The organism is Serratia sp. X3, assembly GCF_014982455.1.
Lineage (GTDB): Bacteria > Pseudomonadota > Gammaproteobacteria > Enterobacterales > Enterobacteriaceae > Serratia > Serratia ureilytica.
Window position 1 is genome coordinate 99838 of record NZ_JADCNB010000009.1, and the last position, 20374, is coordinate 120211.

Consider the following 20374-nt stretch of genomic DNA (forward strand, 5'->3'; position numbering starts at 1 on the left):
CGCCTGTTCTCCGAATGCTTAAACCTGTAGCCAGAATGTCACCGGACCATCGTTGACCAGCGCCACCTGCATGTCGGCGGCGAACTCGCCGGTCTGGGTCTCTATGCCGCGTTCGCGGCACTGGCCAACAAAATATTGATACAACCGATCGGCGACCAAAGGCGCGGCGCCGCGCGAGAAGCTGGGCCGCATGCCCTTCTGGGTGTCCGCCGCCAGGGTGAACTGCGAGACGACCAGCACGCTGCCCCCGGCCTGCTGGACGTTGAGGTTCATCTTGTCGTTCTCGTCGCCGAAAATGCGGTATCCCAACACGCGTTCGCACAGGCGCTGCGCTTTTTGCTCGTTATCGCCCTGCTCCACGCCCAATAACACTAACAAACCGGGGCCAATCTTGCCTACCGTCTCGCCACCCACCGTGACGCTGGCGTTTAACACCCGTTGAATCAACGCAATCATTCCTGCTGCCCTTCTGGTTTTGGTTCCTGTTGCTCCGCCTTCTGCCGGCGGTAGTCGCGGTATTCGCCGATGGTCACGGTGATTTCCGCGCCGAGTAACACGATACACCAGCTCCAGTAGACCCACAGGAATAAAATCGGGATCACCGCCAGCACGCCGTAAATCAGCTGATAGGAGGGGAACATGGTGACGTACAGCGCGAATCCCTTCTTGCCCAGCTCGAACAGCAATCCGGCCACCACCGCGCCAATCAGCGCGTCTTTGGGCGGCACACGCACCGTCGGCACGATGCAATACAGCAGCCAGAAGGAGATGCACGACAAAATCAGCGGGAAGATGCGCAGCACCTGATCCACCAGGCCATTGACGCCGGTCTGCGCCAGCCAGTTGAGCGACAGCAGGTAGGAACTGATGGCCATGCTGGCGCCCACCAGCAGCGGTCCCAGCGTCAGCACCATCCAGTACACGGCGAAGGAGAAGACGATCGGCCGTTTGTTCTTGCTGCGCCAGATGGTGTTCAGCACGCTGTCCACCGAGGAGATCAACAGCAACGCGGTAACGATCAGCCCGCAGGTGCCGACGGCGGTCATCTTGTTGGAATTGGCGACGAACTGTTCCAGGTAGTTCTGGATCACGTTGCCGGCGGCCGGCACGAAATTGGAAAATATAAAGCTCTTCAGCTGTTCGCTGATGTCGGAAAACATCGGGAAAGCGGCGAACAGGGCGAACACCACGGTGACCAGCGGCACCAGCGACAGCAGGGAAACGTAGGCGAGATGGCCCGCCAACATCGTCAGGCCATCGTGGTCGATGCGTTGGTACAGCAGCCGTCCGAAGGTGACGCTGGGCTTAATCGCAGAAGGCAGCTTCTTGCGGCGGAAAAACGACATGGTCACTCCTTGATGTCCGTTGATACGCCTTAAGCTTAACGCGCCCAGCGCTCATTGAGCAAAATAGGCCGGCACCACGTCGCGATCGGTGACGTGCACCGTCTTGATCCCCAACGCCTGCGCAGCGAGGACGTTCGCCGGGTGATCGTCAAAGAACACCGCGTCGGCGGCGGCGGTGTTTTCCGCGGCCAGCACATGCCGGTAGATGTCAGCTTCTGGTTTGCGCATGCCGAGATCTTGCGACAGATAGAGATGATCGGCGGCGGCGGCCACTTCAGGGTAGTGCTGCGGCCAGTAATTGCAGTGCAGACGGTTGGTGTTCGACAGCACCACCACCCGGTGACCTTCGTTGCGCAGGCGCTGCATGATGTCGATCACCTCCGGGCGCAACGCGACGAATACCGCCTGCCAACCGGTGGCGAACTGCTCAAAGCTGAGCGCGATGCCCATTTCATCGCACAGCTTGCCGGCGAAGTCTTCGTCGCTGATTTCACCGCGCTCATGCTGCTGGAACACCTCACCCATGGTGAAACGATCGGACAACACCGCCAACGGCGTGCCGCTCAAATTGCTCCACACGCCCAGCACACGCTTGAAATCGATATCGACGATCACATTACCTAAATCAAAGATATACAGCATAGTCCTCTCCTGATGGGCCGGTGAGATTTCACTGTAGCGGGAAAAGGAACAGCTGAACAGGGAGCGAACGGAAAAGCGCATAGCGCGCCGCACAAACGGGGAACAACAGAGGAAAAAACTCAGGGCGCGAGAGCCGCGCCCTAAGCATGAGACACTCAATCAGCGATTAAGCGTCTTTTGGACCGCGGCTGGCACGCTTACGATCGTTTTCCGTCAGGTGACGCTTACGGATACGGATCGAGGTCGGCGTCACTTCTACCAGTTCGTCGTCATCGATGAACTCCAGAGCTTGCTCCAGGGTCATTTTGATGGCCGGAACCAGGGTAGTCGCTTCGTCGGTACCGGAAGCACGCATGTTGGTCAGCTTCTTACCGGTCAGGCAGTTTACGGTCAGGTCGTTGGAACGTGAGTGAATACCGATGATCTGGCCTTCATACACTTCCGCACCGTGGCCCAGGAACAGCTTGCCGCGATCCTGCAGGCCGAACAGCGCGAACGCAACCGCTTTGCCCTGGCCGTTGGAGATCAGCACGCCGTTCTGACGCTGGCCCACTTCGCCCGGACGCACGTCGTCGTAGTGGCTGAAGGTGGAGTACAGCAGACCGGTACCTGAAGTCATGGTCATGAATTCGTTACGGAAGCCGATCAGACCGCGGCTTGGGATCACGTAGTCGAGACGCACGCGGCCCTTACCGTCCGGATCCATGTTTTTCAGGTCGGCTTTACGCTCACCCATCGCCTGCATCACGGAACCCTGATGCTGCTCTTCGATATCCAGCGTCACGTTCTCGAATGGCTCCTGCTTACGGCCATCGATTTCGCGGAAGATAACTTTCGGACGGGAAACCGCCAGCTCGAAACCTTCACGGCGCATGTTTTCGATCAGCACCGACAGGTGCAGCTCGCCACGACCGGATACGCGGAAGGCGTCCGCATCGTCGGTTTCTTCAACGCGCAGCGCCACGTTGTGCACCAGCTCTTTGTTCAGACGGTCAAGGATCTGACGCGACGTCACGTACTTACCTTCTTTACCGCAGAACGGCGAGGTGTTGACGTTGAAGAACATGGTTACGGTCGGTTCGTCGACGGACAGCGCCGGCAGCGCTTCTACGGCGTTGGTGTCGCAGATGGTGTCGGAGATGTTCAGCTCGCCCAGGCCGGTGATGGCGATGATGTCGCCCGCTTCCGCCAGGGTGCTGTCGATACGCTCCAGACCCAGATGACCCAACACTTTACCCACTTTACCGTTGCGAGTTTTGCCTTCGCTGTCGATGATGGTGACCTGCTGGTTCGGCTTCACTTTACCGCGCTTGATGCGGCCGATGCCGATAACGCCCAGGTAGTTGTTGTAGTCCAACTGGGAGATCTGCATCTGGAATGGCGCTTCCAGCTCAACCTGCGGCGCAGACACGTGGTCGACGATCGCCTGATACAGCGGGGTCATGTCTTCCGCCATGTCGTTGTGGTCGACACCGGCGATGCCGTTCAGCGCAGAAGCGTAGATGATCGGGAAGTCGAGCTGCTCGTCGGTCGCGTCGAGGTTCACGAACAGGTCGAACACCTGATCCACAACCCAGTCAGGGCGCGCGCCAGGGCGGTCAACCTTGTTGATGACCACGATCGGCTTCAGACCGTTGGCGAAAGCCTTCTTGGTCACGAAGCGGGTTTGCGGCATAGGGCCATCCATTGCATCCACAACCAGCAGCACCGAGTCAACCATCGACATCACGCGCTCTACCTCACCGCCGAAGTCGGCGTGTCCAGGGGTATCCACGATGTTGATACGGTAACCGTTCCAATTAATGGCGGTGTTTTTTGCGAGGATGGTAATCCCACGCTCTTTCTCCAAATCGTTGGAGTCCATTACGCGTTCGGTGGCTTCCGCACGCTCTCCGAAAGTACCGGATTGTTGCAGCAGCTTATCAACCAGGGTGGTTTTACCATGGTCAACGTGGGCAATAATGGCGATGTTACGCAAATTTTCGATCACAGCTTTGCCTCGGGCATTAGAAATAGCGCGCTATTGTACACGTATTAAGCGAGGGACTAAACAAGATCACAACCATCTCTTATAAACAACCGCGTACCGGTCAGTTTGTGATCCCTTTCACGGTGCAAAAAGCCGCAATCGTTGCACTTTTGCACCATTTCAGTGCCCACCCCCACCCCTTTTGCACCATAACAGTGCAAATTATCGCTGATGGTGCATACTGTGTCTGGGTAAAACCCGCGCAGAAAGGCGATGAAAGCCTTTTTAAAAAGTTGGCACGCTTTTCGCTTTAGTCTTTTCAAGGCGAAAAAAAGCCAGTTCCACAGATTCGTTCCACGACGACGACAATGATAAACCGGGAGAGTTAAGTATGTCCGCTGAACACGTTTTGACGATGCTGAATGAGCATGAAGTGAAATTCGTAGACCTGCGTTTCACTGACACCAAGGGTAAGGAACAGCACGTGACTATCCCGGCTCATCAGGTAAACGCCGACTTCTTCGAAGAAGGCAAAATGTTTGACGGCTCCTCTATCGGTGGTTGGAAGGGCATCAACGAATCTGACATGGTACTGATGCCGGACGCCAGCACGGCGGTTCTGGATCCGTTCTTCGAAGAACCTACGCTGATCATTCGCTGCGACATTCTCGAGCCGGGCACCATGCAAGGCTACGATCGCGACCCGCGCTCCATCTCCAAACGCGCCGAAGACTTCCTGCGCTCTTCCGGCATCGCGGACACCGTGCTGTTCGGGCCAGAGCCTGAATTCTTCCTGTTCGACGACATCCGCTTCGGCAGCAGCATCCGCGGTTCCCACGTGGCCATCGACGACATCGAAGGCGCCTGGAACTCCGGCACAAAATACGACGGCGGCAACAAAGGCCACCGTCCGGCGGTGAAAGGCGGTTACTTCCCGGTTCCACCGGTCGACTCTTCGCAGGATCTGCGTTCCACCATGTGTCTGACCATGGAAGAGATGGGCCTGGTGGTTGAAGCGCACCACCACGAAGTGGCGACCGCCGGTCAGAACGAAGTGGCAACCCGCTTCAACACCATGACCAAGAAAGCCGACGAAATTCAGATCTACAAATACGTGGTGCACAACGTGGCGCACGCCTTCGGCAAAACCGCGACCTTCATGCCAAAACCCATGTTCGGCGACAACGGTTCCGGCATGCACTGCCACATGTCGCTGTCCAAGAACGGCACCAACCTGTTCGCCGGCGACAAATACGGCGGCCTGTCTGAAACCGCGCTGTTCTACATCGGCGGCATCATCAAGCACGCCAAAGCGATCAACGCCCTGGCCAACCCGACCACCAACTCGTACAAACGTCTGGTGCCGGGCTACGAAGCGCCGGTGATGCTGGCCTACTCCGCCCGTAACCGCTCCGCGTCTATCCGCATCCCGGTGGTCGCCAGCCCGAAAGCGCGCCGCATCGAAGCCCGCTTCCCGGATCCGGCGGCTAACCCATACCTGTGCTTCGCCGCACTGCTGATGGCCGGCCTGGACGGCATCATCAACAAGATCCACCCTGGCGACGCCATGGACAAAAACCTGTACGACCTGCCGCCGGAAGAAGAAGCCGAGATCCCAAAAGTGGCCGGCTCGCTGGACGAGGCGATGGCCGCACTGAACGAAGACCGCGAGTTCCTGACCCGCGGCGGCGTGTTCACCGACGATGCGATCGATGCCTACATCGAACTGCGCAAAGAAGAGATGGACCGCGTTCGCATGACGCCACACCCGGTCGAGTTCGAACTGTACTACAGCGTCTAAGCCCTACCCGCGCCGTCTGCAAAGGCGGACGGCGCCCACAATTTTTGTTATCGCTTTTTTGTTGCCGTGGAAACTTTCAGCCCATCTTCGGATGGGTTTTTTTCTCCACCGTATTTTCTGCAAAACTATTCCATACCGCGTCGATCCCGGATGGAGTAGGATAGATGCACTAAAAAGGTGCAGGAGTCTGCTGTATGGCAACTGGCAAGCTGCCCGATGCTGGGCAGATCCTCAATTCACTCATCAACAGCATCCTGCTGTTGGATGACTCACTGGCGGTTCACTACGCCAACCCTGCGGCACAGCAGCTGCTGGCGCAAAGCTCCCGTAAGCTGTTCGGCACGCCGCTGCCCGATCTGCTCGGCTATTTTTCGCTGAACGTCTCTTTGATGCATGAAAGTCTGCGCGCCGGTCAGGGCTTCACCGACAACGAAGTGACCCTGGTGGTCGATGGCCGCGCGCATATTCTTTCCCTGACCGCTCAGGCGCTGCCGGAAGGCTATATCCTGGTCGAGCTGGCGCCGATGGACAATCAACGCCGCCTGAGCCAGGAACAGCTGCAGCATGCCCAACAGGTGGCCGCCCGCGATCTGGTACGCGGTTTGGCGCACGAGATTAAAAACCCGCTGGGCGGCCTGCGCGGCGCAGCGCAGCTGCTGGCCAAAGCGCTGCCCGATCCGGCGCTGACCGAATACACCAAGGTGATCATTGAGCAGGCCGATCGGCTGCGCAATCTGGTAGATCGTCTGCTCGGGCCGCAGCGCCCCGGTCAGCACATCACCCAGAGCATCCATCAGGTCGCGGAGCGCGTCTGCCAGCTGGTGTCGCTGGAAATGCCGGATAACGTCACGCTGGTGCGCGACTATGATCCCAGCCTGCCGGAAATGGCCCACGACCCGGATCAGATAGAACAGGTGCTGCTGAACATCACCCGCAATGCGCTGCAGGCCTTGGGCGAGGCGGGCGGCACCATTACGCTGCGCACCCGCACCGCGTTTCAGATAACGTTGCACGGCACCCGCTATCGCCTGGCGGCGCGTATCGATGTCGAAGACGACGGCCCCGGCGTGCCGGCGCAGCTGCAGGACACGCTGTTCTACCCGATGGTCAGCGGCCGTGAAGGCGGTACCGGCCTGGGATTATCCATCGCCCGCAATCTGATCGATCAGCATTGCGGAAAAATTGAGTTCAACAGTTGGCCAGGTCATACCGAATTCTCGGTCTACCTGCCCATTCGTCAGTGAGGTTTGCAATGCAACGAGGGATAGTCTGGATCGTCGATGACGATAGCTCCATCCGCTGGGTGCTTGAGCGTGCGCTCACCGGCGCGGGCATGAGCTGCGCCACCTTCGAAGGCGGCAATGACGTGCTGGAAGCCTTGGCCACGCAAACTCCCGACGTGTTGCTGTCCGACATCCGCATGCCGGGCATCGATGGTCTGGCGCTGCTCAAGCAGATCAAACAGCGCCACCCGATGCTGCCGGTGATCATCATGACCGCGCATTCGGATTTGGACGCGGCCGTCAGCGCCTATCAGCAAGGGGCCTTCGACTACCTGCCGAAACCGTTCGACATCGACGAAGCGGTGGCGCTGGTCGAGCGCGCCATCAGCCATTATCAAGAGCAGCAGCAGCCGGTGCGCAGCCAGCCGGCCAGCGATCCGGCGGCGGACATCATCGGCGAAGCGCCGGCGATGCAGGACGTGTTTCGCATCATCGGCCGGCTGTCGCGTTCGTCGATAAGCGTGCTGATCAACGGCGAATCCGGCACCGGCAAAGAGCTGGTGGCGCATGCGCTGCACCGCCACAGCCCGCGCGCCAAGTCGCCGTTCATCGCCCTGAACATGGCCGCTATTCCCAAGGATCTGATCGAGTCCGAGCTGTTCGGCCATGAGAAAGGCGCCTTCACCGGCGCGAACCAAATCCGTCAGGGGCGCTTTGAACAGGCCGACGGCGGCACGCTGTTCCTCGACGAGATCGGCGATATGCCGCTCGACGTGCAAACGCGCCTGCTGCGGGTGCTGGCGGACGGCCAGTTCTACCGGGTCGGCGGCTATGCGCCGGTGAAGGTCGACGTGCGCATCATCGCCGCCACGCACCAGAACCTGGAGCTGCGGGTACAAGAAGGCAAGTTCCGCGAGGATCTGTTCCACCGCCTGAACGTGATCCGCGTACACCTGCCGCCGCTGCGCGAGCGCCGGGAAGACATCCCGCGGCTGGCGCGCCACTTCCTGCAGATCGCAGCCAAGGAGCTGGGCGTAGAGGCCAAGAACCTGCATCCGGAAACCGAAACCGCGCTGACCCGCTTGCCCTGGCCGGGCAACGTGCGCCAGCTGGAGAACACCTGCCGCTGGCTGACGGTGATGGCCGCCGGGCAAGAGGTGCTGATTCAGGATCTGCCGAGCGAACTGTTCGAAACCGCCGCGCCGGAAAACCCCAGCCACAGCCTGCCGGACAGCTGGGCCACGCTGCTGGCGCAGTGGGCCGATCGCGCGCTGCGTTCCGGTCATCAAAATCTGCTGTCGGAAGCGCAGCCGGAGATGGAACGCACACTGCTCACCACCGCCTTGCGTCACACCCAGGGGCACAAACAGGAAGCCGCACGCCTGCTGGGCTGGGGGCGCAATACCCTGACCCGCAAGCTCAAAGAACTGGGCATGGAATAGGAACGGGGATGGATGATGAAAAACGCAGTCCGGCGCACAAAAAAACGCCAACCGCAGACTTTACAGCCGGCGCGGGCGCAGTATGATCGTGTCGCACACTCTGGAGGTTGACGATGCTGGACTCATTCATCGTATTCATTTCTCAGGGCGCGGAGCTGGGCTCCGCCGCCAGCCACACCCCGCAGGCGGCGGTCGCCGCGGTGTTGTGCGCCGCGCTGATTAACTTCTTCAGTTAAAAAAACAGCCGCATCAGCGGCTGTTTTTTCATCCTCAGATCACCCGAGAGAACTGCTGGCTGCGCGCCTGTTGCCGCAGATAGCGGTCGAAGCACATGCAGATATTGCGGATCAGCAAGCGCCCGCGCGGCGTGACGCGAATGCCCTGCTCGTCGCGCTCCACCAGCCCATCGCGTTCAAACGGCGCCAGCAGCTGCAGGTCTTCGGCGAAGTAAGCGGTGAAATCGATGCCGTATTGCCGTTCGAGCGGCTGATACGCCAACCGGAAGTTGCAGATCAGGGTTTTGATCAGATCGCGCCGCAGACAATCGTCGTCCGTCAGCGCCAGCCCGCGCCACAGGGCGTTGCCCTGCGCCGGTACGCTCTCATAGTAATGCTTCAGCTCTTTCTGGTTCTGCGCATAGCTGTCGCCGAGCATGCTGATGGCCGACACGCCCAACCCCAGCAGATCGCTGTCGCCCTGGGTGGTGTAGCCCTGGAAATTGCGGTGCAGCTTGCCTTCGCGTTGCGCAATCGCCAGCTCATCGTCCGGGCGTGCAAAGTGATCCATGCCGATAAACTGATAGCCGGCGTCAGTCAGGAACGCGATGCTCTGCTGCAGGATATCCAGCTTCTGCTGCGCGCTGGGCAGATCGGCGTCTTTGATTTTGCGCTGGGCGGCGAATAAATTCGGCATATGCGCGTAGTTGAACACGCTGAGGCGATCGGGATTCAGTTCAGCCACCCGCTGCAGGGTGAAGGCGAAGCTTTCCGGCGTCTGTTTCGGCAGGCCGTAGATCAGATCGATATTGGTCGAGCGGAAGCCCAGCGCTTTGGCCCGCTCGATCAGGGCGAAGATAAAGGCTTCGTCCTGCTCGCGGTTGACCAACTGCTGCACCTGCTTGTTGAAATCCTGCACCCCCATGCTCAGGCGGTTAAAGCCTTCGGCGCGTAAATGATCGAGCACATCCAGCGCTATCTCGCGCGGATCGACCTCGATCGACATCTCCGCATCGGGCAGAAAATCAAAATGTTCGCGCAGCAGCGCCACCAGCCGGCTGATTTGCGCTTTATCCAGATAGGTAGGCGTACCGCCTCCCCAGTGCATCTGGCCAACCTTGCGGCCGGCGAACAGCGGCGCACGGCTGGCGATCTCTTGCGCCAGGACATTCAGGTATTCATCGGCCTTGTGCGTCTGACGCGTCACCAGTTTGTTGCAGCCGCAGAAGTAGCACAGCTTATGGCAGAAAGGGATATGCACGTACAGCGACAGCGGGCGCTCAGGGTAGCGCACCGCGGCGCGTTGAAACGCCGCTTCGTCGTAGCGCTGGTTAAACTCGAGCGCCGTGGGGTATGAGGTATAACGCGGCCCTGAGTAGTTATATTTTTGGATCAGGGCCAAATCCCAGACAATCGTCTGCTCTGACATGCTCACTCCTTCCGATATCTTTTTCTACCGGGCCGGGAGAGAGGCGGTTGTCTGCGCTGTCTGGCCACGGAAGCGCTGCGAAAACGCGCTTTGCGCTTAGACAGCCGCCATAGTTTACCGAATAACCACAGCAGATAACACATCAAGAGTAGGGCTATTGTCGGGATCAGCCACATGGCGCGTTAAAAAGCGTCCTTCGGGTTGCCGCCTTTCAGCAGCTTCAGAATATCTTCCTGCTTCTCTTCTTCTTCCTCGTCGTCTTCATCGCCCAGCTCGATGCCCAGCACGTCCATCAGCACATCGATGCGATCCAGCGTCTTGTCGACATACGCCTGCTCTTGCGCGTTCAGCGTTTCGCCATCGTCGATGCGATCCAGCAGCGCGTTCAGGCGTTCGTCATTTTCCAGCTTCGCCAGCTCTTCTTCCGGCGACAGGCGCGGTTTCGCTTCGGCCTTTGGCTTCGGCTGCGGTTTGGCCTTCACTTTGGTTTCGTCGACCACCAGCGCAACCGGCACTTTACTGCCGATACGCGGATCTTTGGCTTCCGCCGCCGATTTGTTTTTCTGGCTGCCGGACTCGACCTGAGTGCGCGAACCGGAAGCGTGGCCGCGGCGTTTTTTCAGGCGTTTGCGCTCACGCGCTTCCTGATCGAGCTCCATACGGCTTTTCTTTTTCGTTTTTGACTTCGCCGCGCTGCCGCGAGGTGCTTTTGATGGCTGGTTCATAGCGTGTGCTCTTAGGTATGTAGATTCAGTATAGAATTGCGGCGGAATCTAGCAGAAAGCGGGCAAAGAAAAAAGGCGGCAGGTTAAACCTGCCGCCTATTTCGCACCTTCTTGCGAAGGGTATTCCTGTTACGCGCTCCTTGCGTACATGCAACATCCCGGTTTTTCCTTCTGCTATAACCGCATTCCCTGCCACTACGTCCTTCATCCTGAAAGGAAAATCGTCCATGGCGCAATCCATTCGCATCCGCTCTTCCCGAGCGCGCTTCCTGCGGGCATCCAAACTGCCGATACTTCACCATCCGATGTGCCTGCCGCCTATTCCGGTGCGAAAGGGTCACTTCCTTTTGCGTTCATCCTGGCACTCATTGCACACCCTGTGCATTCCCTGAGATTTGTCATCCTTCCCGGATGTTCCCTAATCCTGCGCAACCCTGCGTTAACGAGTACTTTACGTTATTGTTGCGAAGGCTCAAGGCACCTGACGCCGATTTGACTGACATTTCCACACAACGAAAAAACAACACATTGTTTTTAAAATAAAAACAGAAATTTCGCTTTCGAATAAAGCGACATTACCCGCGATTCGAATGGCAAATGTCTCACAACGCACGAGCGGCTTAACCGTCGTTTTATCGCGCCCCGCCGCTTAAAAACGGAGAAACACGCCATTTTTACCGCTGATGCAGTTATAATCGCCAACCAGTTAGCCATCCTCACGGAGACGAAAAATTTTGACCAGCAAGAACTACAACTATCATGTGACCCATTTCGTCACCAGCGCACCCGATATTCGCCATCTTCCGGGGGATGCAGGAATTGAAGTCGCCTTTGCCGGCCGTTCCAACGCCGGTAAATCCAGCGCGCTGAATACGCTGACCAACCAAAAAAGCCTGGCGCGCACCAGTAAAACGCCGGGGCGCACCCAGCTGATCAACCTGTTCGAAGTGGAAGACGGCATTCGTCTGGTCGACCTGCCGGGTTATGGCTACGCCGAAGTGCCGGAAGAAATGAAGCGCAAATGGCAACGCGCGCTGGGCGAATACCTGCAGATGCGCAACAGCCTGAAAGGGCTGGTGGTGCTGATGGATATCCGCCATCCGCTGAAAGATCTCGACCAGCAGATGATCCAGTGGGCGGTCGACGTCGGCACGCCGGTGCTGGTGTTGCTGACCAAGGCCGACAAGCTGGCCTCCGGCGCACGCAAGGCGCAGCTCAACATGGTGCGTGAAGCGGTGCTGCCGTTTATGGGGGATATCCAGGTCGAAGCCTTTTCCTCGCTGAAAAAGATCGGCGTCGACAAGCTGCGCCAGAAACTGGACACCTGGTTTAACGAGATCCCGCCGGAAGTGCTACCGGAAGAGGACATCGGCGAATAAGCCCTGATCGCACGTTTGAGCCGATGCCTCGCCGCATCGGCTTTTTTATGCCCGCAGATCGGCCGCTGGCGGGATTTTTCGTTATCTAATTACATTTTTGAAATAAAGCCATCATAAAGACTTATCGCCAAAACGGGCTTGTCTCGCCGAATTACGCGGATTGAGGGAGCGGAAGCTGAAATGAAAAGCGGGGCCGAGCGATAGGAAAAACGTATGGTTTGCTGCTGTTTTTACAATAAAAAACGCCCCAGTCAATACTGACTGGGGCGGCTAAATATTCAGCCAAATCCGATTACGTGAAGTAAAAGGTCTGAAAGATAGAACATCTTACCTCTGTACCCTACGCCTGTAACTCTACATCATTTTTTCGCAGGGCAAAAGAATTTTTTGTAGTTTACTTACACAATTTGAGACGCAAGAACGGCGAAGTTGAGGAAACTATCGCCGCATCTTGTAGCTTAATTACGAAAAGTGCTTAGCTTCTCGCCAGTTAGCGCATACGGTGATAACCCGGCGATCAGTGCGCTTCATCCCAGTTCATGCCGACGCCCACATCGACCTTCAGCGGCACCGCCAGCGTCATGCTGCCTTCCATCAGTTGGCGGATACGTTGGCTGGCTTCGTCGATCACCGACTCGTGCACCTCGAACACCAATTCATCGTGCACCTGCATGATCGCGCGCACCAACGGTTTCTCCGGCCCTTGCAGCCAGGCGTCGACCTCGATCATCGCACGCTTGATGATATCGGCCGCCGTGCCCTGCATCGGGGCGTTGATGGCGGCGCGCTCGGCCGCCTTGCGGCGCATGGCGTTGCTGGAGCGTACGTCCGGCAGATACAGACGGCGGCCGTCCAGCGTGCTGACATAGCCCTGCTCGGAAGCCTGCTGACGGGTGCGCTCCATGTAATCCAGCACGCCCGGGTAACGTTCGAAGTAGAGATCCATATAGCGCTGGGCTTCCCCACGCGGGATCCCCAGCTGACGCGCCAGGCCGAAGGCGCTCATACCGTAAATCAAACCAAAGTTAATCGCCTTGGCGCTGCGGCGCTGCTCGCCGGTCACTTTATCCAACGGCACGCCGAAAACTTCCGACGCCGTGGCGCGGTGAATGTCTTTCCCTTCGGCGAAGGCCTTCAGCAGCCCTTCATCCTGAGACAGATGCGCCATGATGCGCAGTTCGATCTGCGAGTAGTCGGCCGCGACAATGCGGTAGCCTTCCGGCGCAATAAAGGCCTGGCGAATGCGCCGCCCTTCTTCGTTGCGCACCGGGATGTTCTGCAGGTTCGGATCGCTCGAGGAGAGACGGCCGGTGGCGGTCACCGCCTGATGGTACGAGGTATGCACCCGGCCGCTGACCGGATTGATCATCAGCGGCAGCTTGTCGGTATAGGTGGTCTTCAGCTTCGCCAGGCCGCGGTATTCCAGGATCACCTTCGGCAGCGGGTAGTCCAGCGCCAGCTCGGCCAGCACCTCTTCGTTGGTGGACGGCGCCCCGCCCGGGGTTTTCTTCAGCACCGGCAGCTTTTGTTTTTCGTACAGGATCGCCTGCAGCTGCTTGGTCGACGCCAGGTTGAACGGCTCTTCCGCCAGCTCGTGGGCCTGCGCCTCCAACTCTGCCAGACGCTTGGCCAACTCCTGGGAGTGGGCCGATAAAATGGCCGGATCGATCAGCACCCCGGTGCGTTCGATATGCGACAGCACCGGCAGCAGCGGCATTTCAATCTCATTGAACACCGTCAGCAGTTCCGCGCTCTGTTTCAGCTGCGGCCACATCGCCAGATGCAGCTGCAGCGTGACATCGGCGTCTTCGGCAGCGTATGGCGCCGCCTGCTCCAGCGCGATCTGATTGAACGTCAGCTGGTTCTTGCCCTTGCCGGCGATCTCTTCGAAGGTGATGGTCTTGTGGCCAAGATAACGATCGGCCAGGCTGTCCATATCATGACGGCCGCCGACGCTGTCCAGCACATAGGACTCCAGCATGGTGTCGTAGGCGATGCCGCGCATCTCGATGCCGTAACGCGCCAGCAGGCTCATATCGAACTTCAGGTTTTGCCCGACCTTGAGCGCTTTCTCGTCTTCCAGCAGCGGCTTGAGCGCCTCCAGCACATAAGCGCGATCCAGCTGCGCCGGCGCATCCAGGTAATCGTGCGCCACCGGCAAATAAGCCGCTTCGCCCGGCGCGATCGCGAAGGACAGGCCGATCAGGTTGGCGGTCAGGGTATCCAGACCGTCGGTTTCGGTATCGAAGGCAAACACGTCGGCCTTTTTCAACCGCGCCAGCCAGTCGGTAAAGGTCGCTTCGTCCAGGATGGTGACATAACCGTCCTGAGACAGCTTGGCCTCCGCCAGCGCTTTCGGCGCTTCCGCGGCTACGGCTGGTTTGGCGGTGCCGACAGCTTTCGCGCCCGCGCCTTTCTTGTTTTCCAACCAGACGCCGGCTTCTACGTCCGCCAGCCAGCGTTTGAACTCGTACTGTTTGAACAGCTGTTGCAGCGTGTCGACATCCGGCGCGGAGACCGTCAGGTCCGCACAGGTCAGATCCAGCTCGACGTCGGTTTTGATCGTCGCCAGCTTATAGGAGAGGTACGCGACCTCTTTATTCTGTTCCAGCTTGGCCGCCATGGTTTTGGCGCCGCGGAAACTCAGCGTGGCGATGTTATCCAGATTGCCGTACAGCGCATCCAGCCCGCCGATACCCTGCAGCAACGCCTGGGCGGTTTTCTCGCCCACGCCCGGCACGCCGGGAATGTTGTCCGATGAATCGCCCATCAGCGCCAGGAAGTCGATGATCAGCTCCGGCGGAATGCCGTATTTGTCGCACACTTCCTGCGGGCCGAGGATCGTGTTGTTCATGGTGTTGATCAAGGTGACGTTCGGCGTCACCAGCTGCGCCATGTCTTTGTCGCCGGTGCTGATCAGCACCGCGTGGCCGGCCTTTTCTGCCTCCAGCGCCAGCGTACCGATGACGTCATCCGCCTCTACGCCGGGCGTCACCAACAGCGGCAGGCCCATCGCCTTGACCATGTTGTGCAGCGGCTCGATCTGCGCGCGCAGATCGTCCGGCATAGGCGGCCGGTGCGACTTGTATTCAGCGAACAGATCATCGCGGAAGGTCTTCCCTTTGGCATCAAACACCACGGCAACGTGGCTCGGTTGATACTGCAACAGCAGGCTGCGCAGCATATTCAGCACGCCGTACATCGCGCCTGTCGGCTCGCCCGCCGAGTTGGTCAGCGGCGGGAAGGCGTGATAAGCGCGGTAGAGGTAAGAGGAACCGTCAACCAGGATTAGTGGGTTTTCTGCAATCTGGGCCATAGCGTTTCTTTATCGTGATCGGACATAGGGGTAAGCATGCCATAGCTGGCCGCCGGAGACGAACCTTAGCGTGCATTGCGGACGAAAATGATGTGATTGTGCGCGAGGATCCGCAAGATCTTACCTGTGGATAACTTTGTGCATAGAAAAGAGACCGAATTATAACGCTGCGATTATCGTTATAACGGCGAATAAAATTCCTATTTAAATCACCGCGTTAAAAGAACGAATTCCGGCGACGCTTTATTATTGGCTTTTATTGGATTTGTGGATATAACTTTCGCCGGATTTTAATCGCACTATTAATCAAATTCGGCGCCTCAATTACCATAGCACAAGCTGGACAAGTTGCACGAAAACTCAGCAAATGGTTATCCGATGAGACGAAAAACAGTGATTTTTAGCGGCGCTTTACCCCGACGATTTCTGTTAAAATGCGTTTTTGTTCATGCGCTTTGGCATGCAACGATGTACCCACCAACCGTCAGCCCATAATCATGCCAAGATTGTTAACGCCTGTTATCTTTATCATTTCCGTCATACTTACCATTCTGGTGACGGTGTTATGCTCCATCCCCATCACGCTGGCCGGCATCGTGAAACTCGTGGTGCCCATTCCCGCCGTTTGGCGATATATCTCGGCTTTCGCCGATTTCATGATGTGGTGTTGGTGCCAAGGGCTGGCGCTGTTATTGCGCATTAACGGGCAATTGCGTTGGGATATTGAAGGGCTGGAAGGGTTGGATCGCAAAAACTGGTATCTGCTGATCAGCAACCACGAAAGTTGGTCAGACATTGTCGTGTTATGCGTGCTGTTCAGAAATCATATTCCAATGAATAAGTATTTCCTCAAACAGCAGCTCGCCTGGGTGCCGTTTGTCGGCCTGGCCTGCTGGGCGCTGGACATGCCATTTATGAAGCGTTACTCCCGCGCCTATTTGCTCAAGCACCCGGAAAAACGCGGCAAGGATATCGAAACGACGCGCCGTTCCTGCGAAAAATTCCGCCAGCGCCCAACCACCATCGTCAATTTCGTCGAAGGCTCACGCTTCACCGAAGCCAAGAAAATTAAAAGCAATTCACCTTATCGCAATTTGCTGGCGCCCAAAGCCGCCGGCATCGCGTTTACCCTTAGCGCGCTGGGCAATCAGTTCGACAAAGTGTTGAACGTCACCCTGCTTTATCCGGAAAATAACCAGCGGCCCTTTCTGGATATGCTGTGCGGCCGCCTGACGCGTATCGTGGTGAGAATAGAGACGCTGCCGATCGATGAAACCCTGCACGGTGATTATTTCAACGACAAACAGTTCAAGCGGCGCTTCCAGCTGTGGCTGAATACGCTGTGGCAGGAAAAAGACCGGTTGCTGGATAAATTGAAGCGGCAATACGGATAAAAAAACGCCGGCGATGCCGGCGTTTTTCATGTTGAATCAGGCTTATTTCTGCTGGCTGAGGAATTTAACCACATCGGCGAACTGCTTCACGTAAGCGTCCATCGAACTGGTGTCCAGGCCATCGTTTTTAACCATGTATTTGCCGTTGACGAATACCGCCGGCACACCGCGCAGCTGCAGATCTTCTGCGGCTTTCTCCTGTTGAACCACCAGAGATTTCACCACGAAGCTGTTCCAGGCCGCGTCATAATCCGCGGCGGTTACGCCCGCTTTCACGAAGACGTTACGGATATCGTCCGGCGTTTGCACGGTCTGGGTTTTCTGCACCGCTTCAAACATCAGCGGGCTTACTTTGTCTTCCACGCCCAGCGCCATCGCGACCGCCCACGCCTGAGTCAGCTGTTTGCCCAACGGCCCCAGGAACTCCACGTGGTACTTGGTCATTTTGGTGCCGGCAGGCAACGCTTTTTTCACGTTCTCGGACACGTGATAGACCTGCTCAAACTGGTAGCAGTGTGGGCAGTAAAAGGAGAAGAACTCCAACACCTGCGGCTCACCGGTCACCGGCTTGTCCAGGGTCACGTACTGAGTGCCATCGCTAAACTGTGCCGCCGAGGCGCTGAATGCCATCACCATGCCAACGAGCGCCAACCATATTTTTTTCATAAGACTAAACTCTCCATTGTGTTAAAGCTTCAATACATTGGCGTCAGCTGCAGAGGAGGCTCCTGCAACAGCTTAACCTGTTCATTAAACGCCGCAGTCTGAGATAACCAGAAATCAGACTCCGCCATCCACGGAAAACTCTTAGGGAAGGCCGGATCCTGCCAACGGCGAGCGACCCAGGCCAGGTAATACACCATGCGCATCGCCCGCAGTGGCTCAATTAACGCCAGCTCGCGCTGATCGAACTCGGCAAATTCGCCGTACGCCTCCAGCAAAACGTCCAGCTGCATCAGTTGGTCGCGACGTTCGCCGTGCAACAGCATCCACAGATCCTGAACCGCAGGGCCGTTGCGCGCGTCATCAAGATCGACGAACAGCGGGCCATCGCGCCACAGAATATTGCCCGGATGGCAATCACCGTGCAAACGCCGCGGCTGCCAGTTCAGATGCCAGTGTCGCTTGATCGCCGCAATCAGGTTATCCGTCGCCTGCAGGAAGGCATCACGCTGAGCTGCCGGCAACAGCTCGCAATCGGCCAGCGCCTGACGCGGGGCGACAAGATACTCTTCAATCCCCATGGTTGGGCGCTCGGCAAACAAACGCTCGCCGCCGACCTGATGGATACGCCCCAGAAAACGGCCTACCCATTCCAGCTGATCCAGATTGTCTATTTCGTATTGCCGGCCCCCCACGCTGGGGAACAGGGCAAAGAAAAAGCCGCCGTGCGTATGCAGCGTAGCACCTTGCAGCGCCAACGGCGCCACCGCCGGGATCTCCGCGCCGGCCAGATCCAGAGCGAACTGATGTTCCTCACCGATTTGTGCGGCGCTCCAGCGCTCCGGGCGGTAAAACTTCACCACATAACGCCGGCGATCCTCGTCCATAAACTGATAGACGCGGTTCTCGTAGCTGTTCAGCGCCGTCAGGCCGGAATCGACGCGCAGGCCAACTCCTTCTAGCGCGTCCATAATCAAATCGGGCGACAGGGTTTCGAAATTAAAAGCAGAGTTATTCATAACGTTCGTTTGATCGCTGACAGCACGGTGCCGGGAATGAGAAATAGTAGCATTAATGGCGCATTTCACGCGCTATGCTTTCTCGCACCGCACGAGGATCAGTCCTTGATAACGCCACGAGCGCGCAGCAGCGCCGTTTTAAAATCTTCTTCGTAATCTTTCTTCAGGCCCGGGATCTGATCCGTGCCGGCGCTACCGCGCATTTTCAGATGGTAAATGAGAATATCGTCGCTCAACTCGGACAACTCGCCCTGGAAGCCCGCTTCCTTCGCCAGCTTTTGCAAAAACTGCATCAAATTGAGATCGGGATCTTCCTGCCAGGCCGGGTGCAACAGCCCGATCAACTCGTTTACGCGATGCGTTTTCATCTCAATATCGTCCAATAGCATGAATAAACTCACAAAGTAACAGGCTTACCCACGCAGTGAAAGAACCGGCTTGTCAATAAAGGTAAATCCTGATGTCACGCCGGCTTTAGCGCTACAATCAGCGCATCGACAAGGCGGGATAAACGAGATGCATAAAGAAATCAGCGGCGTCATTTTGGCCGGCGGGCGGGCCACGCGCATGGGCGGTGAAGACAAAGGCCTGGTGTCGATTGGCGGGATCGCACTCTATCAACACGTATTGGCTCGGTTACGCCCGCAGGTGGCTTCCGTCGCCATCAGCGCCAATCGCAATCAGGCACGTTACCAGGCGAGCGGTTTGCCGGTGATTGGCGATCTGACGCCCAATTTCGCCGGGCCGCTGGCCGGCATGCTGGCCGGGCTCAAACAGGCTCCCAGCGAATGGGTGGTCTTCGTCCCTTGTGATGTCCCTGACTTTCCCGCCGACTTAGTCGCTCAGCTATGGCAGCAAAAAGGCGCGGCGCAGGCGGCCTTTGCCAGCGATGGTGAACGAGATCATCCCACGCTGGCGTTACTGCATAACCAAATAGCGCCGCAGCTGGCCGACTATCTGGCGCGCGGTGAACGCAAACTGATGCTGTTCTTGCATCAAATTGGCGCACAACGCGTAGTGTTCAGCGGGCGGCAAACGGCATTTCATAACCTGAATACGCCGGCTGACTGCCTGAATTGGCAACAAACGCGAGAGCTCAAAAAATGAATCGTTCATTGCCTCCCTTGCTGGCCATCGGCGCCTACAGCGGAACGGGGAAAACGACCCTGCTCAAACAGCTAATCCCGTTGCTGAAACAACGCCAGGTAAGGATTGGACTGATCAAACATACGCATCACGACATGGATGTGGATACGCCGGGTAAAGACAGCTATGAGCTGCGTAAAGCAGGCGCCGAGCAAACACTGGTCGCCAGCGATCGCCGCTGGGCATTAATGACCGAAACGCCGGAGCAACGACCTTTGGATCTGCGCTATCTGGCTGGGCGCTTTGACGCCGATAAGGTCGACTTGATTCTGGTGGAAGGGTTCAAACATGAGCCGGTCAGCAAGATCCTGCTTTATCGGGCCGAGATCGGTAGGCCGTTGGAAGATATGCTGGATCAGTTTGTCGTCGCGGTAGCCAGCGATCGACCGCTATCCATTTCGGCTAAGCAGCTGGATCTCTATCAACCGGAAAGCATCGCCGACTTTATTGTCGAGTGGTTGAAAGGCGCAGCGTAGCTGCGCTTTTTTACGTTTTACGCACAGCAAAAAGCCCTGAACCTCAGTTCAGGGCTTTCGGCTTTATTTGATGCCTGGCAGTGTCCTACTCTCGCATGGGGAGACCCCACACTACCATCGGCGCTACGGCGTTTCACTTCTGAGTTCGGCATGGGGTCAGGTGGGACCACCGCGCTATTGCCGCCAGGC

Annotated in this window: 18 protein-coding genes and 1 rRNA gene; 8 read left to right on the plus strand and 11 right to left on the minus strand. The window is 57.6% G+C overall.

What is annotated here, in order from left to right:
• Positions 1-18: 18 nt before the first annotated feature.
• From dtd to typA, 4 genes are all read right to left on the minus strand, one after another.
• Positions 19-456 carry a D-aminoacyl-tRNA deacylase gene (gene dtd / locus IMX17_RS23085; RefSeq protein WP_094142240.1) on the minus strand — a complete coding sequence of 146 codons (438 nt, stop codon included), beginning with the start codon at positions 454-456 and terminating at the stop codon, positions 19-21.
• Entirely contained in the window at positions 453-1346 is an 894-nt protein-coding gene (locus tag IMX17_RS23090; RefSeq protein WP_046897372.1) for a virulence factor BrkB family protein, read from the minus strand. The genes dtd and IMX17_RS23090 overlap by 4 nt, the downstream gene beginning before the upstream one ends.
• 51 nt (positions 1347-1397) lie before the next feature.
• Positions 1398-1988 (minus strand): glucose-1-phosphatase, encoded by a 591-nt coding sequence (yihX, locus tag IMX17_RS23095; protein WP_033645174.1) that lies wholly within the window; start codon positions 1986-1988, stop codon positions 1398-1400.
• A 166-nt stretch (positions 1989-2154) separates the two neighbouring features.
• Positions 2155-3978, minus strand: a complete 1824-nt coding sequence (typA, locus tag IMX17_RS23100; protein ID WP_046897371.1) for a ribosome-dependent GTPase TypA — start codon at positions 3976-3978, stop codon at positions 2155-2157.
• A 370-nt stretch (positions 3979-4348) separates the two neighbouring features.
• Between typA and glnA the strand changes: the two genes are divergently transcribed.
• The 4 genes from glnA (at position 4349) to IMX17_RS23120 (ending at position 8659) form a co-directional block, all read left to right on the plus strand.
• Complete coding sequence (gene glnA, locus IMX17_RS23105) at positions 4349-5758, plus strand: glutamate--ammonia ligase (protein WP_025304715.1); 1410 nt, start codon at positions 4349-4351, stop codon at positions 5756-5758.
• Positions 5759-5952: 194 nt separating this feature from the next.
• Entirely contained in the window at positions 5953-7002 is a 1050-nt protein-coding gene (gene glnL / locus IMX17_RS23110) for a nitrogen regulation protein NR(II) (protein ID WP_046897370.1), read from the plus strand.
• An 8-nt stretch (positions 7003-7010) separates the two neighbouring features.
• A complete protein-coding gene (gene glnG / locus IMX17_RS23115; RefSeq protein WP_046897369.1) occupies positions 7011-8423 on the plus strand; it encodes a nitrogen regulation protein NR(I) in 1413 nt (470 codons plus the stop codon).
• Positions 8424-8536: 113 nt separating this feature from the next.
• Complete coding sequence (locus IMX17_RS23120) at positions 8537-8659, plus strand: YshB family small membrane protein (protein ID WP_015379453.1); 123 nt, start codon at positions 8537-8539, stop codon at positions 8657-8659.
• Positions 8660-8693: 34 nt separating this feature from the next.
• Here the strand turns inward: IMX17_RS23120 and hemN are convergent, their stop codons facing one another.
• Both hemN and yihI read right to left on the minus strand, forming a co-directional pair.
• Positions 8694-10067 carry an oxygen-independent coproporphyrinogen III oxidase gene (gene hemN, locus IMX17_RS23125; RefSeq protein WP_046897368.1) on the minus strand — a complete coding sequence of 458 codons (1374 nt, stop codon included), beginning with the start codon at positions 10065-10067 and terminating at the stop codon, positions 8694-8696.
• Between the two features lie 182 nt (positions 10068-10249).
• A complete protein-coding gene (gene yihI, locus IMX17_RS23130) occupies positions 10250-10792 on the minus strand; it encodes a Der GTPase-activating protein YihI (protein ID WP_015379455.1) in 543 nt (180 codons plus the stop codon).
• A 734-nt stretch (positions 10793-11526) separates the two neighbouring features.
• On the opposite strand from yihI, the gene yihA reads away from it, so the two are divergent.
• The gene (gene yihA / locus IMX17_RS23135) at positions 11527-12171 is read left to right on the plus strand and encodes a ribosome biogenesis GTP-binding protein YihA/YsxC (protein WP_004931258.1); all 645 of its coding nucleotides are present in this window, start codon (positions 11527-11529) and stop codon (positions 12169-12171) included.
• A gap of 517 nt (positions 12172-12688) precedes the next feature.
• On the opposite strand, the gene polA is transcribed toward yihA, so the two are convergent.
• Positions 12689-15487 (minus strand): DNA polymerase I, encoded by a 2799-nt coding sequence (gene polA / locus IMX17_RS23140; protein ID WP_193550257.1) that lies wholly within the window; start codon positions 15485-15487, stop codon positions 12689-12691.
• Between the two features lie 497 nt (positions 15488-15984).
• Here polA and IMX17_RS23145 point away from each other — a divergent pair, with 497 nt between their 5' ends.
• The gene (locus IMX17_RS23145; protein ID WP_033645170.1) at positions 15985-16881 is read left to right on the plus strand and encodes an acyltransferase; all 897 of its coding nucleotides are present in this window, start codon (positions 15985-15987) and stop codon (positions 16879-16881) included.
• A 42-nt stretch (positions 16882-16923) separates the two neighbouring features.
• Here IMX17_RS23145 and dsbA read toward each other — a convergent pair whose 3' ends face one another.
• From dsbA to IMX17_RS23160, 3 genes are all read right to left on the minus strand, one after another.
• Complete coding sequence (gene dsbA, locus IMX17_RS23150; protein WP_025304721.1) at positions 16924-17547, minus strand: thiol:disulfide interchange protein DsbA; 624 nt, start codon at positions 17545-17547, stop codon at positions 16924-16926.
• A 29-nt stretch (positions 17548-17576) separates the two neighbouring features.
• On the minus strand, positions 17577-18563 hold the full coding sequence (locus tag IMX17_RS23155; RefSeq protein WP_182265766.1) for a serine/threonine protein kinase: 987 nt from the start codon (positions 18561-18563) through the stop codon (positions 17577-17579).
• A 98-nt stretch (positions 18564-18661) separates the two neighbouring features.
• Positions 18662-18931: a YihD family protein gene (locus tag IMX17_RS23160; protein WP_193550258.1), complete on the minus strand. Its 270-nt coding sequence runs from the start codon at positions 18929-18931 to the stop codon at positions 18662-18664.
• Positions 18932-19079: 148 nt separating this feature from the next.
• Here IMX17_RS23160 and mobA point away from each other — a divergent pair, with 148 nt between their 5' ends.
• Positions 19080-19670: a molybdenum cofactor guanylyltransferase MobA gene (mobA, locus tag IMX17_RS23165; RefSeq protein WP_193550259.1), complete on the plus strand. Its 591-nt coding sequence runs from the start codon at positions 19080-19082 to the stop codon at positions 19668-19670.
• Entirely contained in the window at positions 19667-20185 is a 519-nt protein-coding gene (gene mobB, locus IMX17_RS23170) for a molybdopterin-guanine dinucleotide biosynthesis protein MobB (protein ID WP_046897363.1), read from the plus strand. Before mobA ends, mobB begins: the two co-directional genes overlap by 4 nt.
• A 72-nt stretch (positions 20186-20257) precedes the next feature.
• On the opposite strand, the gene rrf is transcribed toward mobB, so the two are convergent.
• A 5S ribosomal RNA gene (gene rrf, locus IMX17_RS23175) occupies positions 20258-20373 on the minus strand.
• Between the last annotated feature and the right edge of the window lies 1 nt (position 20374).

Coding starts and splice junctions, on each gene's coding strand:
- dtd (WP_094142240.1), bottom strand. CDS start 456: ATGATTGCGTTGATTCAACGGGTGTTAAACGCCAGCGTCACGGTGGGT.
- IMX17_RS23090 (WP_046897372.1), bottom strand. CDS start 1,346: ATGTCGTTTTTCCGCCGCAAGAAGCTGCCTTCTGCGATTAAGCCCAGC.
- yihX (WP_033645174.1), bottom strand. CDS start 1,988: ATGCTGTATATCTTTGATTTAGGTAATGTGATCGTCGATATCGATTTC.
- glnA (WP_025304715.1), top strand. CDS start 4,349: ATGTCCGCTGAACACGTTTTGACGATGCTGAATGAGCATGAAGTGAAA.
- glnL (WP_046897370.1), top strand. CDS start 5,953: ATGGCAACTGGCAAGCTGCCCGATGCTGGGCAGATCCTCAATTCACTC.
- glnG (WP_046897369.1), top strand. CDS start 7,011: ATGCAACGAGGGATAGTCTGGATCGTCGATGACGATAGCTCCATCCGC.
- IMX17_RS23120 (WP_015379453.1), top strand. CDS start 8,537: ATGCTGGACTCATTCATCGTATTCATTTCTCAGGGCGCGGAGCTGGGC.
- hemN (WP_046897368.1), bottom strand. CDS start 10,067: ATGTCAGAGCAGACGATTGTCTGGGATTTGGCCCTGATCCAAAAATAT.
- yihI (WP_015379455.1), bottom strand. CDS start 10,792: ATGAACCAGCCATCAAAAGCACCTCGCGGCAGCGCGGCGAAGTCAAAA.
- polA (WP_193550257.1), bottom strand. CDS start 15,487: ATGGCCCAGATTGCAGAAAACCCACTAATCCTGGTTGACGGTTCCTCT.
- IMX17_RS23145 (WP_033645170.1), top strand. CDS start 15,985: ATGCCAAGATTGTTAACGCCTGTTATCTTTATCATTTCCGTCATACTT.
- dsbA (WP_025304721.1), bottom strand. CDS start 17,547: ATGAAAAAAATATGGTTGGCGCTCGTTGGCATGGTGATGGCATTCAGC.
- IMX17_RS23155 (WP_182265766.1), bottom strand. CDS start 18,563: ATGAATAACTCTGCTTTTAATTTCGAAACCCTGTCGCCCGATTTGATT.
- IMX17_RS23160 (WP_193550258.1), bottom strand. CDS start 18,931: ATGAAAACGCATCGCGTAAACGAGTTGATCGGGCTGTTGCACCCGGCC.
- mobA (WP_193550259.1), top strand. CDS start 19,080: ATGCATAAAGAAATCAGCGGCGTCATTTTGGCCGGCGGGCGGGCCACG.
- mobB (WP_046897363.1), top strand. CDS start 19,667: ATGAATCGTTCATTGCCTCCCTTGCTGGCCATCGGCGCCTACAGCGGA.